Source organism: Vibrio sp. 1CM8B, assembly GCF_023161685.1.
GTDB lineage: Bacteria > Pseudomonadota > Gammaproteobacteria > Enterobacterales > Vibrionaceae > Vibrio > Vibrio coralliirubri.
In genome coordinates, this window is sequence record NZ_JALNTU010000002.1 from 1 (window position 1) to 16329 (window position 16329).

9 protein-coding genes and 1 tRNA gene are annotated in these 16329 nt (G+C 44.7%); 7 read left to right on the plus strand and 3 right to left on the minus strand.

Going from position 1 to position 16329, the window contains the following annotated elements:
* Positions 1-278 precede the first annotated feature (278 nt).
* Positions 279-2309 (minus strand): excinuclease ABC subunit UvrB, encoded by a 2031-nt coding sequence (uvrB, locus tag MSG36_RS03795; RefSeq protein ID WP_050652938.1) that lies wholly within the window; start codon positions 2307-2309, stop codon positions 279-281.
* 509 nt (positions 2310-2818) lie between these two features.
* Here uvrB and MSG36_RS03800 point away from each other — a divergent pair.
* A tRNA-Asn gene (locus MSG36_RS03800) sits at positions 2819-2894 on the plus strand.
* A 405-nt stretch (positions 2895-3299) separates the two neighbouring features.
* Here the strand turns inward: MSG36_RS03800 and melB are convergent.
* Positions 3300-4673 carry a melibiose:sodium transporter MelB gene (gene melB / locus MSG36_RS03805; RefSeq protein ID WP_248366416.1) on the minus strand — a complete coding sequence of 458 codons (1374 nt, stop codon included), beginning with the start codon at positions 4671-4673 and terminating at the stop codon, positions 3300-3302.
* A gap of 475 nt (positions 4674-5148) precedes the next feature.
* Positions 5149-7266 (minus strand): alpha-galactosidase, encoded by a 2118-nt coding sequence (locus tag MSG36_RS03810; RefSeq protein ID WP_248366419.1) that lies wholly within the window; start codon positions 7264-7266, stop codon positions 5149-5151.
* An 848-nt stretch (positions 7267-8114) separates the two neighbouring features.
* On the opposite strand from MSG36_RS03810, the gene MSG36_RS03815 reads away from it, so the two are divergent.
* From MSG36_RS03815 to rsxB, 6 genes are all read left to right on the plus strand, one after another.
* On the plus strand, positions 8115-9359 hold the full coding sequence (locus MSG36_RS03815) for a carbohydrate porin (protein WP_052878987.1): 1245 nt from the start codon (positions 8115-8117) through the stop codon (positions 9357-9359).
* A 107-nt stretch (positions 9360-9466) separates the two neighbouring features.
* A complete protein-coding gene (locus tag MSG36_RS03820; RefSeq protein ID WP_248366421.1) occupies positions 9467-10369 on the plus strand; it encodes a MalM family protein in 903 nt (300 codons plus the stop codon).
* A gap of 121 nt (positions 10370-10490) precedes the next feature.
* Positions 10491-13592, plus strand: a complete 3102-nt coding sequence (locus MSG36_RS03825) for a beta-galactosidase (RefSeq protein ID WP_248366423.1) — start codon at positions 10491-10493, stop codon at positions 13590-13592.
* A gap of 281 nt (positions 13593-13873) precedes the next feature.
* Positions 13874-14878 (plus strand): substrate-binding domain-containing protein, encoded by a 1005-nt coding sequence (locus MSG36_RS03830; protein ID WP_048611573.1) that lies wholly within the window; start codon positions 13874-13876, stop codon positions 14876-14878.
* Positions 14879-15147: 269 nt separating this feature from the next.
* Entirely contained in the window at positions 15148-15726 is a 579-nt protein-coding gene (rsxA, locus tag MSG36_RS03835; RefSeq protein ID WP_004734039.1) for an electron transport complex subunit RsxA, read from the plus strand.
* A gap of 2 nt (positions 15727-15728) precedes the next feature.
* Positions 15729-16322 carry an electron transport complex subunit RsxB gene (rsxB, locus tag MSG36_RS03840; RefSeq protein WP_048611571.1) on the plus strand — a complete coding sequence of 198 codons (594 nt, stop codon included), beginning with the start codon at positions 15729-15731 and terminating at the stop codon, positions 16320-16322.
* Positions 16323-16329: the final 7 nt, after the last annotated feature.

Genomic DNA, 16329 nt, shown 5'->3' on the forward strand with positions numbered 1-16329 from the left:
GAGGTGCATGAAAAAAGCCAACAGCTGACGCTGTTGGCTTAGTAGAAATACTGTCAACGTATTTTAGGACGAGACATCAAACAATCAATGTTTTATCTATCTGGCACGAACGATGCAACAGTACAAATGACCTTCGGGTCACCTAGCCAACTGACGTTGTTAGTGGACCGAGTGTTCACAAACGTAAGCCAGTAGAACATTTACTACTGGCTGTTTTTTTGTCTGAAACACTCTCAATTCTTGTCTTGAGGGGATCACTTCTCGAGTGAAAAGTGAGATTAGCTGTTGGTAATAAACTGCTTTCTTAACTGCTCAATTTCATCACGCTTCTGTGCGGCCAATTCAAATTCCAGATTCTGAGCATGCTGATACATCGCAGCTTCTAGCTTGCTGATCTCTTTATCAAGCTGTTGCGGCGTAAGTACTGCATAACTTTCAGAAGGCTCTGCCACCTTAGATAGAGGAACTTGTTTCGATTGGCGCTGCTGCTTCGACTTGGTTAGATCACCCAGTTCCATAATGTCTTTGATATTGCGTTTCAACGCTTGCGGCGTGATGCCTTGCTCTTCGTTGTAGGCTTGCTGTTTCTCGCGACGACGATCGGTTTCATCAATCGCTTTTCTCATCGACTTAGTAATCGAATCACCATAAAGGATCGCTCGACCTTCCAAGTTACGCGCAGCACGACCAATGGTTTGGATCAGAGAACGCTCAGAACGCAAGAAGCCCTCTTTGTCTGCATCAAGAATCGCCACCAGCGACACTTCAGGCATATCCAAACCTTCACGAAGTAAGTTAATACCCACTAACACGTCGAACTCGCCCAAACGTAGGTCTCGGATGATCTCCACACGCTCAACCGTATCGATATCCGAGTGCAAGTAACGCACTTTAACGCCGTGCTCACTTAGGTATTCGGTTAAGTCTTCCGCCATTCTCTTCGTTAGTGTTGTGACCAACACGCGCTCTTCTTTCGCTGAACGGATTCTGATTTCAGACAGCAAGTCATCCACCTGAGTCGCAACCGGACGTACTTCGATGATTGGGTCTAACAGGCCAGTAGGACGCACCACTTGATCAGCAATCTCGCCATCTGATTTCTCAATCTCGTAATTACCCGGCGTTGCCGACACAAAAATCGTTTGTGGGGCTATAGACTCGAATTCTTCAAACTTCATTGGGCGGTTATCCAATGCAGAAGGCAGTCTAAAACCAAACTCGACCAAGGTTTCTTTACGAGAACGGTCACCTTTATACATCGCACCAATTTGCGGCACAGTCACGTGTGACTCATCGATGATCAGCAAACCATCATCAGGCAGGTAATCAAATAACGTTGGCGGCGCTTCCCCTTCCGCACGGCCGCTCAAGTATCGTGAATAGTTTTCGATACCGGAACAGAAGCCAAGCTCAGTCATCATCTCAATATCAAACTGAGTTCTTTGAGAGATACGCTGCTCTTCCAAAAGCTTATTGTTGTCTTTTAAGTATTGAGCACGATCGCGCAGTTCATCCTTGATGTTCTCAATCGCCTCAAGGATCTTCTCTCTTGGGGTTACGTAGTGAGTTTTTGGATAAACCGTAAAGCGCGGCAAGTCTCTTTGCTTAACCGCACCAGTCAGTGGATCAAAGATACTAATGCAGTCCACTTCGTCATCGAACATTTCAATTCGAACCGCATCTTGGTCAGATTCAGCCGGGAAGATATCGATCACCTCACCACGAACTCGGAACTGACCACGTTCAAAGGCGACATCGTTTCTTGAATATTGCAGCTCAGCCAAGCGGCGTAGGATGTCTCGCTGATCCATCACCTCACCACGACTCAAATGAAGCATCATCTTCAAATAAGACTTAGGATCACCAAGACCGTAGATAGCCGACACAGAAGCCACAATGATGGCGTCTTTTCGTTCTAATAAGGCTTTGGTTGCCGAAAGCCTCATTTGTTCGATATGAGCGTTCACAGACGCATCTTTCTCGATGAACGTGTCCGTGGTTGGAACGTAGGCTTCAGGTTGGTAGTAATCGTAGTAAGAAACAAAATACTCAACGGCATTGTTTGGAAAGAAAGATTTCATCTCACCGTAAAGTTGAGCCGCCAATGTCTTGTTAGGCGCTAACAGGATCGCAGGTCTTTGAGATTGGGAAATGACGTTGGCAAGGGTAAATGTTTTACCAGAGCCCGTTACCCCTAATAGAGTTTGATGTGCCAAACCAGAATCTAGTCCATCTAGTAATTTGGTTATCGCCGTCGGCTGGTCACCGGACGGGCTGTAGTCCGATACCAAGTCAAAGAGTTTGCTCATAGGTCGCCATTTCCATACTGTTTTTTTAATCAGGTCATTGTCACTCTAGGTGGAGTGTAGTTGCAACTATTATCTAGAGAAATGCATCTTAAGATTCGAGATCAGTTATAGCTTTTATTTTTAGAACTTGGTATTATCCGTGCCCCTGCAAAGTTTCCCCAGCTAAATTACTCGAATTTTAATCCACTACTTTTCCCCAAAAAACCTAAAAATACCGCTTGTTTTACTGTTCGTTTTATAATCTACAAAAGTTATACAATTGCGATATTTTGCTATAAATCTTTTAAATACATTACGTTAGATAAGATTTTTGCATTTTTCGATTTATCCCAATTATTGTTGTTAAAGTTTCACACACACACTTATCCACAATTTTGGTGGATAACTAAAGCAAAGCTAAATCCAATAAGGCGTTCAAGAAAGTAAAGTTTTTTATCTTACTTTTTTCTGATATTTTTTATTGACAGAAATCCGGACAATTATTAGAATTCGCGTCGCTAACAAGCAATTCCCCCTTAGTTCAGTTGGTAGAACGGCGGACTGTTAATCCGTATGTCGCAGGTTCGAGTCCCGCAGGGGGAGCCAAATTTAAAGAAGCCGCATCGCTCGACGCGGCTTTTTGCGTTTTAAAGCGACTGGTTTGTACCAAACCAATGTCTCAGACCTAGTTGGCCACGTTCGAGTCCCGACATGGGGAGCCAAATTCTAGAAGAAAGCTCAATCGAAAGATTGGGCTTTTTCGTATATAACTGCAACTAACTTGTTCCAAGTTTATGTCTCAGAACTGGCCGTCCGCGTTCGAGTCCCGCAGGGGAGCCAAATTTAAAGAAGCCACATCACTCGATGCAGCTTTTTGCGTTTTAGTCGAAACAAAAGCTCTACAGGCACAGCTTTGATTAGCTAACATCCATAAAAAAACGCCTCACAAGGAGGCGTTTGGGCTTAGTGACTAAACTGAGCGTTATTCTAGATGAGACGTCGTTTTAGCGGTTATGCTTCTGCTGTAACAACATTAGTCTGAGTCTCTTTACCGGCTTGGTCTTGATCAAACCCTTCATGCAGGTGGTAGTAGCGCTTATAAACAAGAGCACTTACCGTCATTAGAATCGCTGGTAAACCTACCATCATAAACTGCAGTCCCATGATAGTGCTGTCAGACTGTTCCACGTTTGGTACATAACCCACCACAGACAAGCCCATACCAACAATAAAACCACCAGCCGCGCCTGCAAACTTAACAAGCATCGTTTGAACAGAGAAGATAACACTCTCACTGCGACGACCCGTTTTGTGTTCACCGTAATCAACAACATCGGCAAGCATTACAGTTTGCAGTGCGTTAGCGATACCCACACCAAACTTGATAGCAGCACCTGCGATACCGATTAGAATCGCGTTACCTGGAGCGATAAAGCCCATGACAAGTAGAGTGATACAAGACAGCACTGGGAAGCCACAAGCAATAACCCATAGGTGCTTGCGTGGTAACACTGATGCAATACGAGGGAACAAGAATACACCTGCAACTTCAGCGATACCTGCCACCATCATATAAACGGGGAACAAGTCAGCGTTGCCTAAAGCGTAAGAGAAGTAGTAAATCGCAAAACCACCCACCAGCAAGTTTGCTATTTGGAACGACAATACGGTACCAATAAGTGCTTTTAGTTGGTCATTCTTACCAATGATAACCATTACATCTTTAAAGCTGAAACGCTCAGCTGGTTTGGCATTTGCTGGTGCAGATTTTTCTTTTACGTTGCGAGCAATCAAGAATGCACTCATCACGAACAGCACAGCAATCAACATAGCAACGTTGAAGAAACCTTGTCCTTGGTCGCCATCACCCAGTTTACCGACAATGTGTAGCCCGTAAGTACCCGTAATAAACCACGCCAAGCTAGCAAACAATCGTGGCCAAACAACCAGCTTTTCACGTTCTTGACGAGAGCTCGATAGTGCAGGAATCAAAGACCAGTATGGAATGTCCATAATAGTGTAGGTAAGGCCCCACAGAATATAAGCAGCCGCTGCATAAATGTATAACGTAGTGCCTTCAAACATATGCGTACTAAAAAGGCCAACAAGCACTACAGCATTCAACAGAGTTCCAATCACTATCCAAGGACGGAATTTACCAAACTTAGAGCGCGTGTTATCAACGATAACGCCCATCATTGGGTCGGTCACCGCGTCGACAATGCGCGCGGCCAAAAAGATAGTACCCACGAACGCCGCTGACAGCCCAGCAACATCAGTGAAGTAAAACATTAAAAAGATGTAGATTGGAGCACAGGCAAAGTCTTTACCTAAAGCCCCAAGTCCATACGATAATTTGGTTTGTAGAGTAATTTGATCAGACATAGTATTTCCTTCAGGCGCGTAACTTCATCTCCTAACAGACGTTGAAACGCTTACCTTTTATTTATAATAATTTATCCACTCAAGTTCTGTTTTAGAGCCACTCTGTGGTCGCTTCTTAAAACACTCAAGTATCAAGTCCGACGCTAATGTAACCATTCCAACGCACAGATACTGTGATCAACAACCATTCAATGGAAACGTTTTCAGTCAAATATCTAAAGTGAGAGATCGAACAATAAAACCCTCGAATTGACAGAGAATATCGCTAATTAAAGTACTAAAAACAGTTCGTAGTGTGAAGTGAGGCATGAGAACGATTACATAAGTGCAGTGTCGCGGTGGGAATACCTACAGATCTCCAATCTCTAAGGGCACATCAAATTGATTTGATAGTTCATGACGGTTTATTAAAGGCAATAAAAAACCGCGTAATTTCACCTACGCGGTTCATCAAATATAAGGCCTATGCTAAAACTTACTCGATACGTTCAAACTTAATTAGCATTGCTGTTTCTGCATCGAGTATTGGCATCGTCAGCCCCACCTCGGCACACCAAGCACCTGATAATTCACAGCCAGACTCTGTCCATGGCGGTTGATAATTCACAATATCATCGTAATTTGACGGTTTATCAATCACAGATACCTTGTATAAACTTTGTGGATCTAGCCCAGGTATACGCAAATGACCACTCAACGAATTGGTTGGCATCGCCAGCTGTGCAATCATCACCACAGCTTCTGACACATCTTCGGAGACGACCGCATGGATTTGATGGGCACTATCGTCCGTTGGAACTCGCCAAGTTCTCCCGCTATGCAGTAACGGGCGCAGCATCTTATGTAGCTTGATGTAGTGTTCAAAGCCCTGCTTCTCTTCTTGAACTTCTTTCACAGGGTCTAATTCAATTCCCATATGACCAAACAGTGCTGTTAGGCCACGAAACTCAATACTATGACGACGACGAGTGCTGTGGCAGTGGCTCGCACCGATATGACTTCCCATAACCTCAGGAGGGAAGAAGTAACTCATCCCGCGCTGAATCGTTTGTCTTTCTAAGGCATCGTTATTATCTGAAGCCCAAAAACGTTGCGTACGCTTAAGAACCTCAAAATCGATACGACCACCACCAGCCGCACAAGATTCAATATCAACCATTGGGTGCTTCTCTCGGACTTTATCGACCAACTCATAATAACGAGCGGTTTGTTGATGAGCCGCAGCCCTGCCTAGATGCGCAGGTTGTACAACCTCTCGGTTCATATCCCACTTAATGTAAGCAATGTTGTACTGACTTAAGAAGTGATCAAGGCGCTCAAACAGAAAGTCGAATGCTTGTTGATTCTGAAGATCGATAACATATTGATTGCGACCCGTTGGTTGATCATAGCCGTCAACCGCAAGCAACCAGTCTGGATGGGCTCGGTATAAGTCAGAATCCTTATTGATCATCTCAGGTTCGAACCACAATCCAAACTCCATACCCAACTGATTAACGTGTTCAACTATCGGCTCTAAACCATTTGGGTACTTTTCTTCATCCAAGAACCAATCCCCTAGCGCAGCCTTGTCTCCGCAGCGCCCTTTGAACCAGCCATCGTCAATGATAAAACGCTCTACTCCCATATCCGCGGCTTGGCTAGCCATCGACATAATATAATCAGGATCATGGTCAAAATAGATGCCTTCCCATGTATTAAGATGGATAGGTCGAGGCTTTTGTGCGAAAGACTCCGGCAAGATGGAACCACGCACATGGGAGTGGAACTGGTGGCTCATTCCATTTAGGCCTTCCGAACTGAAACTTGCATACAACCAAGGTGTCGTTAAGCTTTCACCTTCATCCAATGCAATCTCGCCCGGTAGATAAATAACTTCAGCTTGCACGTAGCGACGACCGTCTGCTTTTACATCAGCGCGCAATCTGTGGTTACCACTCCAAGCGAAGTGAACGCCCCACACATCACCTGCCATTTCATTGAAGTTGGCGGTACCGACAACCATCGCTGGATAATGTTCATGAGACGTTCGTCCGCGACGATTTTCTTGTTGATAGCCCCCTTGTTGTAAGGGCTGGCGCACCGTTTGGAACTCATGTACCCAGCGGCCGTAGTACGTCATCAACTCATCAGCTCTTGCTGGTAATGGTAAAGTATTGGCGAGACGGTTCACCTGATAAAGGCCGGCTTTAAGGTTGGTTAAGGTGTGACGAGATTTCACAACATCATGTTTATCAAGGCATAGTTCGGTTGTTAAATGTAAGCCTGCACGCACATCTTCACTCTCAATGATTAGGCTAGATGGTGTTTGTTGAATATCCGTAATAGAGAAAACAGGCGCCCAGTCCAACCCATCTCGGTGTCCTTCTAATGCCGGACTGCTGAATACACCGCGTCCGAGCTCTGGGCTCAGTGACATAGCGACATCATTATCAAGGCGACCGTAAGGAACTGGCCTTTGAAGAGAAACACGAAAGTTCGTTAGATCGCCACGAACTGGTACTCCCCAATGCAGAATTTCGGCGAAATCACCAAGTTCAACGATCAGTTGCGAGTCTTTACCCGTAATTTCTACTAGGGATTTATTCGTCATTTTATTTAACCTTAACGCGTTTAATTACCCCGTATCATAATTATTGAGCTGAGAGTTTCTGTGATCAAACCCAAAATCATGAAAACGTTTCCATTAAATATTTTGAGATTAATAGATTCAAACAATACCTCCTAATTCAAAGATTTATGCCAACCACCACCTCAGCACATATGCTCCTAATCCTCAAAAATAGGGATATTCCACATTAAATAAAGCGCTATAACGTTAAAATAAACAGGAGCTCAACAACAATTAATCCCTTAAAATTCATTATGTTATGGCGGATCTGTAATTTGAAAATGGGCTCAAACACATTTCCTCTTGAACTCACCACACCACACTCGTATTCTTAACCTTTAGAGTACAACTATGAAGTGTCTCCCTGGGTCCTAACTTTTACATTCCAGCTTGACGGTATAGAACGCAATGCTTGCAGCCTAGCTTCGGCATTTAATTTGATACTTGCTTCCTTGTCTCACATGCCCAGTTATCATTGACTGGGCTGCTTTTCCTCTCAAAAAAGCCCCAAGCCCTTGCTAGATCTAGCCTCACATCACTATTACCGATGTTCGAACACAACGAGAAACTTCAGCTCTAACGCACTATCAACCCCCTCAATACCTCTGAAATAGAAAACGATTCCATTAAAAACCCACAGAAACCTCTACAAAACTGCCACTACAAGCTCAATAACCTGATCAAAATCACACAAAATAATCACAAACCCATCAATAGCGTAAAAATGCCAACCTCATCATGAAAACGTTTCCATTGTTTATTTACACTCTCGCTCGAGTTAGGACTCAAACATAAAAATATCCATAAATAAAAAATAATGGAGACACTTCATGAAACAAAAAATGCTAGTTAAAGCATTAGGATTCACTCTTGCCCTCACCCCATTAATCAGCTTCGCTGCAGTGGAAAACGTAACGTATTTTGGTTATGCGAAATGGGGCAACATCTACACCGACAATGACCAACATAACGATGGCAAAGGAGAACGAAACGACGTTATTCGAGCAGGTCAAGGTTACGGTAACTACCGTTTAGGTAATGAACTGAATTGGTGGGAAGCGGGTGTGAAAGCCGATGTATGGCGTGACAATGACGCTTATTTTGATACCACGATTTATCTAGGCAGCGGTGATAGCTGGGGAGACGTAAGTACGATTCAGCTTTGGTCAGCAGGCCATGGTCTTATCGATGGACAACCTAACGCGAAAGTATGGGCCGGAGAACGTTTTTATCGTCGCCATGAAGTCCACATGATTGATGTTAAGTACTGGGATACATCCAGTACGGGTTTAGGTATTGAAGATTGGGATCTAGGGTTTGCGGATGCACATTTGGCCTGGATGGCGCCAAACTCGTCAAGTGACGATGGGCGTAGTCTTCACAATATTGATGCTCGCTTAAGCGGTATTGAATTGAGTGATACTGCGGATCTTACTCTTGGTTTGAACTACGTGACCACGCAAAACTCGAGCTACGACGATAAAGACATTACTACTTCTGGCGCAATGCTCTCTGCTCTTTACCGTCAAGCTTGGAACTACGGCTCAAACACCTTGGCCTTCCAATACGGTACTGATGCCTTAGCTGGCGGATTAATGAGTGCTGAAGGTGGTTCAGACAAAAAGTACAGCACTGGCGTCGAACATGATGGCTACAGCTGGCGTCTATTTAACCACGGTGACTTAAATATCAGTGAAGATGTTCAAGTCATGTACTCCATCGCTTATCAAGATAACAACCTAGATAACAACGATGGTGAGAAATGGTTCAGTGTCGGTGCACGTCCTCAATATGCTTGGACAGATTATATGTCGACAGCACTTGAAGTCGGTTACGAAACGGTAGAAGCACAAAACGGCTCAGGCACCAATGATATGTACAAAGTGACTGTCGCTCAAATGTTCCAAGCTGGCAAAGGCGTATGGGCTCGCCCATCTATCCGTATCTTTGCAACTTACTCTGAATCCAACAACGAATGGGATCGTGGTAACGAGGTTTATGGGACGGCAACAAGCATCAACGCCGAGACTGTTGACGAGATTACCTTTGGTTTCAACGTAGAAACTTGGTGGTAAACCACCACACCCGAACGTCTGTTCAATCAACGAATTGACGCTCAACACTGGAATAGCAATTTAACGGGGAAAGCCGATGTTTTCCCCTTTACTAAGGTAGCAATCAGATGAAATTAAAATCATTGGTGATCATTGTCGCGGCACTCACCCTTAGCGCATGCAGCGGAATACCTGAAAAGGAACTTAAGACTGATTTCAATGACAGTGCATGCTGTTCTCAGCTAAGTGCGCTGCCAATGACGCAATTGTCTGTTCCATTCCACCAACAAGTGATTATGGACGGTCATTTACCGACCCTTTCCTCTTCATTGTTAAATGACAATACACAAGCGGATAGCCAACGCTTTCCGACCATCGCGTACCAAATCAGTGACACGACAGAATCGCTGTCCTTACTCATTCGTTCATACATTAAAAATGATGCGCTTTTCGCTCCGTCTATTTATGTCTTTGACAAACAATGGCGACTGCTTGGTCAATACAACACTAACGACTTCACTTACTACCCGACAGCGATGCAAGGCTTAGAAAGGATTGAAGCATCAATTGCACTCGAACCTCAACGAGACAACGCGCAATTTATTGTGGTCAGCGCCGATAGCAACAAGTTAGATAGCGCCATCAATCGAATTCACCCTGAAGATCTGTATTCAGAATCTCAGCAGATTATTGGCAATAAGCAACTGCCGTTGACGGCCACGTTGAGCAGCGTAGGTGTCATTGATGTTACGGCGAGCCAATCAACAAACAGTGCGGTTTTGACCCTATTGGCTGAGCTTGGCGTTTCATCCAACAATGAGCCCGAAACCTTAGGTTCAACGCAAGTTTCTCAACCGTCAACTCAGACAGTTGAAACCAATCAAAAGGCGCAATGGTTGAATATCCAAAAGAACATTGACCAAGCCCTAAGCAACAATGACATCAAACAAGCCGCATTTATTGCTAATCAAGCGGCTGAACAGGGTATGCCCGAAGCAAAAGATTATTTATTAAAACAGCTCACTAAATAGCTGAACAAGCCAACAGAACAATACGCAAAACCAACGATTTGATAACGGTCATCACGGCTTAAAAAACCGATGACTTAATAGAATTATTACCAATATTGAACACTTTAAGAGTAGGAATACCATGAAGGCATTTTCAAACATCATCCAAAGACGCGATTGGGAAAACCCACAGTCTGTGAATATCCACTGCCTTAATGCGCACAGCCCATTATCAAGCTACCGCAACCTTAAACACGCTCGAGACGGCATTGAGTCACAACGTAAATCTCTTAATGGACAATGGAAGTTCAAATACTTTGATGCACCTGAACAAGTTGACGGTGAATTTATCGAAACAAGTTTCAATGACTCACAATGGGACGAGATTACCGTACCATCGAACTGGCAAATGCAAGGCTACGATAAACCTATCTACGCCAACGTAAAATACCCATTTGAAGTGAACCCACCGTTTGTACCGGCAGAAAACCCAACCGGTTGTTACCGCACTCAAATTACGTTGACTAAAAATGACCTAAAGAACACCCAACGTATTATCTTTGATGGCGTCAATTCCGCTTTTCATCTTTGGTGTAATGGCAATTGGGTTGGTTATAGCCAAGATAGCCGCTTACCTGCCGAGTTCGACTTAACTCAGTATCTAACTGTTGGCGATAATACGCTGTCTGTTATGGTGATACGTTGGTGTGATGGTAGTTATTTAGAAGACCAAGATATGTGGTGGCTAAGCGGTATCTTCCGTGATGTGACCTTGCTAGCCAAACCAAAGCAGTGCATTGAAGATGTGTTCGTTACGCCGGACTTAGACGCATGCTATCGCGATGGTTCACTATCGATTGTCACCAAAATTACGGCACCAGACACTTACCAAGTTCAGGTTCAACTGTTTGACGGTGAAAACGCTGTGACTGAACCGCTTATCGATCGCCCTCATAATCGACGAATTGACGAGCGTGGCACCTACGATGATGTGGTATTCCAAACTCTTCATATTCGAGAACCGAAGAAATGGAGCGCAGAAGTTCCTAACCTTTACCGAATTGTCGTGTCATTGCTTGATAGGCAAGGTAACCACATAGAAAGTGAAGCTTATCAAGTTGGATTCCGCAAAGTCGAAATGACAGACGGTCAGCTAAAGCTAAACGGCAAACCGCTATTGATTCGCGGCGTCAACCGTCATGAGCATCACCCAGAGTTGGGGCATGTGATGACAGAAGAAGACATGATCCGCGATATCTGTCTAATGAAGCAGTACAATTTCAATGCTGTGCGCACCGCTCACTACCCGAACCACCCACGATGGTACGAGCTGTGTGACGAATACGGTTTATATGTGTGTGATGAAGCGAACATCGAAACCCATGGCATGCAGCCTATGAATCGCTTGTCTGCAGACCCACAATGGGCACACGCTTATATGAGTCGTTACACGCAAATGGTCATGCGTGATAAGAACCACCCTTCTATCATCATCTGGTCTTTGGGCAACGAGTCAGGGCACGGCAGCAGCCACAATGCGATGTATGCTTGGTCGAAACAGTACGACCCTTCTCGCCCGGTACAATATGAAGGCGGTGGTTCCAATACCACAGCGACCGATATCATTGCGCCAATGTACGCACGCGTTAACAGCACTATCGAAGACGATGCCGTTCCAAAATGGTCTATCAAGAAATGGGTTTCTCTGCCTAACGAGCAACGCCCGCTTATTCTTTGTGAATACGCACACGCAATGGGTAACAGTTTAGGTAGCTTTAATGATTACTGGGATGCATTCCGAGAATACCCTCGCCTACAAGGCGGTTTCATCTGGGATTGGGTTGACCAAGGGTTAAGCCAGTGGGATGAGAACGGTGAACACTTCTGGGCTTATGGTGGAGACTTTGGCGACATCATCAACGACCGTCAGTTCTGCATCAACGGTTTGATCTTCCCAGATCGCAGCGTACACCCGACCTTGGAAGAGGCGAAATACTGCCAGAGAATGATCAGTGTTACATTAGCAGAGCAAACTGAAGATCAATGTCGCCTAACGGTAACCAATGAAAACCTGTTCCGAGCGACTGACAATGAAATCTTACGCTGGCAATTGCTCGAAAATGGCGTAGTGATTCAATCTGGGCAACACGTCTTATCCGTTGCTGAAGATAGTAAACAAGAGCTGGTAATTGACCTTACTTTCACGCCAAAAGCACAAGCCGAATATCATCTCAACACCGATATTACTCTGATTCATTCAACCAAGTGGGCAGAAGAAGGCCATGTTTGTGCGACGGAGCAATTTGCTTTACGTAACCATGCTGGCTTGCAATTCCCTAGCACGACAAATGCTTTGGCTCCTCAGTTAAATCAGCAAGACAATAAAGTGGTCGTGTCTAGCCTAGATGAAACACATCAATGGCAATGGGATACAGAGAGTGGATTGTTGACCCACTGGATCGTTGATGGGCAACCGCAAGTTATCAAGGCACCTGTCGATAACTTCTATCGCGCGCCACTTGATAACGATATTGGTATCAGTGAGATAGACAACATCGACCCAAATGCATGGGCTTGTCGCTGGGAACTTGCAGGCATTGGTCAATGGGAACGTCAGTGTACAAGTTGTGGCGTGCAAGCACTCGCAGACTCAGTACAAGTGACGTCAGTATTCGCCTACCAATTTAATGGCCAAATCCAAGCGATTACAAAATGGCAATACACCTTAAATAACCTAGGTGAAATGAATATCGCGGTTGATGTCAACTTAGCTGATCACTTACCGCCGATGCCGCGCATTGGCCTTGAGATGGAGCTGCCTTTACCACTCGAAACAGCCAATGAAACTCCAGTTTCGTGGCAGGGATTAGGTCCTTTTGAAAACTATCCAGACCGTTTGGCCGCTGCTCGATTCGGTTTACACAAGCAAACACTGAATCAGATGCACACGCCGTATATATTCCCAACCGATAGCGGGTTACGTTGCGGAACCAAAAACTTGAATGTGGGAAATATCGGGATCGAAGGCGATTTTTCATTCAGTGTGAGTCAGTACAGCCAGCAACAATTAACGGATGCTAAGCATACCAATGACCTAATTCGTGAAGAAAAAATCTATGTACGCGTTGATCACCAACATATGGGCGTTGGTGGTGATGACTCTTGGAGTCCAAGTGTTCACCAAGAGTTTCAACTCACCGACAATCAATATCGTTATCAGGTTACGCTAACAAGCGCATCGTAAGTAGATTCGGACCAAGCGGCTTGCTCTAAGCCACTTGGTTCCCTATTACTTTGGGTTACCTGTGATTACCTTACTTCACGCGACAACAGTTCACACGCCAATGTGACTCAAAAGCCAAGCTCAAATCTAGAGCTTGGCTTTTTATTTTCAAACAAATCAGCCAACCAAAAATAAACCATCAAACCTCGTCATATTTGATGTTTAGTATTTGAATTGGCTAACTATCCGTTGTTAAATGTCCAACCACTAGCACAGCATTATATTCAAAATAAGAGAGCGGAATGGCTACCATTAAAGATGTTGCGAAGGAAGCAGGCGTATCAATCGCGACCACCTCTCGAGTAATCAACAATGCACCTCACACCAGTGAAACCGCAATTGCGGCGGTAAAAGCCGCTATGGAAAAACTCGGCTATCGCCCAAATGCCAACGCCCGTGCATTGGTCAGCAAATCTTCAAACGCGATTGGTGTGCTGGTTAATGATGTTTCTGCCCCGTTCTTCGGCTCGATGATCAAAGCCATTGATACCGTGGCAAGTGAGCAAGAAAAACAGTTACTGATTGGCAGTGGCTACCATGACGCCACCAAAGAGCGTAATGCCATTAATCTGCTTATCAACAGCCGCTGCGAATCACTCGTCGTTCATAGCAAAGGCATTAGCGATGAAGAGTTAGTCAAACTGGCCAATGAAGTACCCGGAATGGTACTGATCAATCGTATTGTTCCCGATATCGAAAACCGCTGTATTGCTCTCGACAACCGCCGCGGCTCTTACATCGCGACAGAGTATTTGATTAAAAACGGCCACAAACACATTGGCTACATCTGCTCGAGTCACGATATTGAAGATGCTCACGACCGCTTAGGTGGCTATTTGGATGCATTGAAAGATCACGGTATTGAATCGAACGATGAGTACATCGAATATGGTGAACCTGACGAACTAGGCGGTGAGCAAGCCATGGTTAACTTAATGGCAAAAAACACAGATATCACTGCCATTGCCACGTATAACGACTACATGGCAGCAGGCTGTTTGGCGTTATTACAAGAAAATGGCGTTCGTATTCCAGAAGATATGTCTGTTATTGGTTTCGATGACGGCCACATTGCTCGCTTCATTTACCCTCGATTGACTACCATTCGTTATCCCATCCAAGTCATGGCTAACCAAGCGGTTAAGCTCTCTCTGCAACTCGCAAGTGATGAGCCAAAAGAGCACCCGGAACATAAGCTATTTATGCCCATTTTGGTGCGCAGAGCCTCTGTTCGAAACATTAATTGAGAAAACTCAGGGTCATAAAAACTAAGTCATTTCGTTCCTCGACACTTTTTACAACAAAGAAAATAGGATTGATTCGATGAGTTATCATTGAGTTAATCTTATTTTTCATTCCCAGCAAATACACACCTATACTTAACCTGATCCATCTTAATCAAACGGTTACCCGTTGATTTTTTCACCAAGTGTCTAAATCCCTAGTGATCCTTGGTTGTTATTAGGTGAGCAAAGCAGGATAATATCGGGATCGGAATCTCAAGAATTAATCAATTATGACCGAATACCTTTTGTTGTTGGTTGGCACAGTGCTGGTCAATAACTTTGTGCTAGTGAAGTTTTTAGGACTATGTCCATTTATGGGAGTCTCCAAGAAACTGGAGACTGCGATTGGCATGGGCCTCGCGACGACTTTCGTTCTAACGTTAGCGTCGGTCTCTGCATACCTAGTAGAAACCTACATCCTTACCCCTCTGGGTATTGAATACCTGCGTACCATGAGTTTCATCTTGGTTATCGCGGTGGTGGTTCAATTTACGGAAATGGTGGTGCACAAAACCAGCCCGACTCTTTATCGCCTGCTGGGTATCTTTCTGCCTCTTATCACCACCAACTGTGCGGTATTAGGTGTGGCACTTCTGAACATCAATGAAAACCACAACTTCATTCAGTCGATCATCTATGGTTTCGGCGCAGCGGTGGGTTTCTCTCTTGTATTGATCCTATTTGCTGCGATGCGTGAACGTATTGCGGTTGCTGATGTTCCAATGCCATTTAAAGGCGCATCGATTGCGATGATCACAGCAGGCCTAATGTCTCTGGCATTTATGGGCTTTACTGGGTTGGTGAAATAAGCATGAGTACCATTTTAATTGCGATCATTGCGCTAGCCGTTTTAGCCGCTGTTTTTGGCGCTATTTTGGGCTTTGCTTCTATCCGTTTTAAAGTTGAAGCCGATCCTATCGTCGATCAAATCGACACCATTTTACCGCAAACTCAATGTGGTCAGTGTGGCTACCCCGGTTGTCGCCCATACGCAGAGGCGATCGCTAACGGAGACAAGATCAACAAATGTCCTCCGGGCGGCCAAGCAACCATTGAGAAGCTAGCAGATTTAATGGGCGTAGAAGTTGAAGACTCCGCTCATGACTTAGATAACAAAGTAAAAACCGTTGCCTTCATTCACGAAGATATGTGTATCGGCTGTACCAAGTGTATTCAAGCCTGCCCTGTTGACGCCATTGTTGGTGGCACCAAGGCACTGCACACAGTAATTAAAGATGAATGTACAGGTTGTGATCTATGTGTCGCACCGTGCCCTACTGACTGTATTGAAATGATTCCAGTGGCAACAACGACTGAAAATTGGAAATGGCAGATGAACATCATTCCTGTTACTGATATCACTAACCAAGCGACTGATGCGGCTGCGTCAGAGCCTAAAGCATAGGGTTAGT

Coding starts and splice junctions, on each gene's coding strand:
- uvrB (WP_050652938.1), bottom strand. CDS start 2,309: ATGAGCAAACTCTTTGACTTGGTATCGGACTACAGCCCGTCCGGTGAC.
- melB (WP_248366416.1), bottom strand. CDS start 4,673: ATGTCTGATCAAATTACTCTACAAACCAAATTATCGTATGGACTTGGG.
- MSG36_RS03810 (WP_248366419.1), bottom strand. CDS start 7,266: ATGACGAATAAATCCCTAGTAGAAATTACGGGTAAAGACTCGCAACTG.
- MSG36_RS03815 (WP_052878987.1), top strand. CDS start 8,115: ATGAAACAAAAAATGCTAGTTAAAGCATTAGGATTCACTCTTGCCCTC.
- MSG36_RS03820 (WP_248366421.1), top strand. CDS start 9,467: ATGAAATTAAAATCATTGGTGATCATTGTCGCGGCACTCACCCTTAGC.
- MSG36_RS03825 (WP_248366423.1), top strand. CDS start 10,491: ATGAAGGCATTTTCAAACATCATCCAAAGACGCGATTGGGAAAACCCA.
- MSG36_RS03830 (WP_048611573.1), top strand. CDS start 13,874: ATGGCTACCATTAAAGATGTTGCGAAGGAAGCAGGCGTATCAATCGCG.
- rsxA (WP_004734039.1), top strand. CDS start 15,148: ATGACCGAATACCTTTTGTTGTTGGTTGGCACAGTGCTGGTCAATAAC.
- rsxB (WP_048611571.1), top strand. CDS start 15,729: ATGAGTACCATTTTAATTGCGATCATTGCGCTAGCCGTTTTAGCCGCT.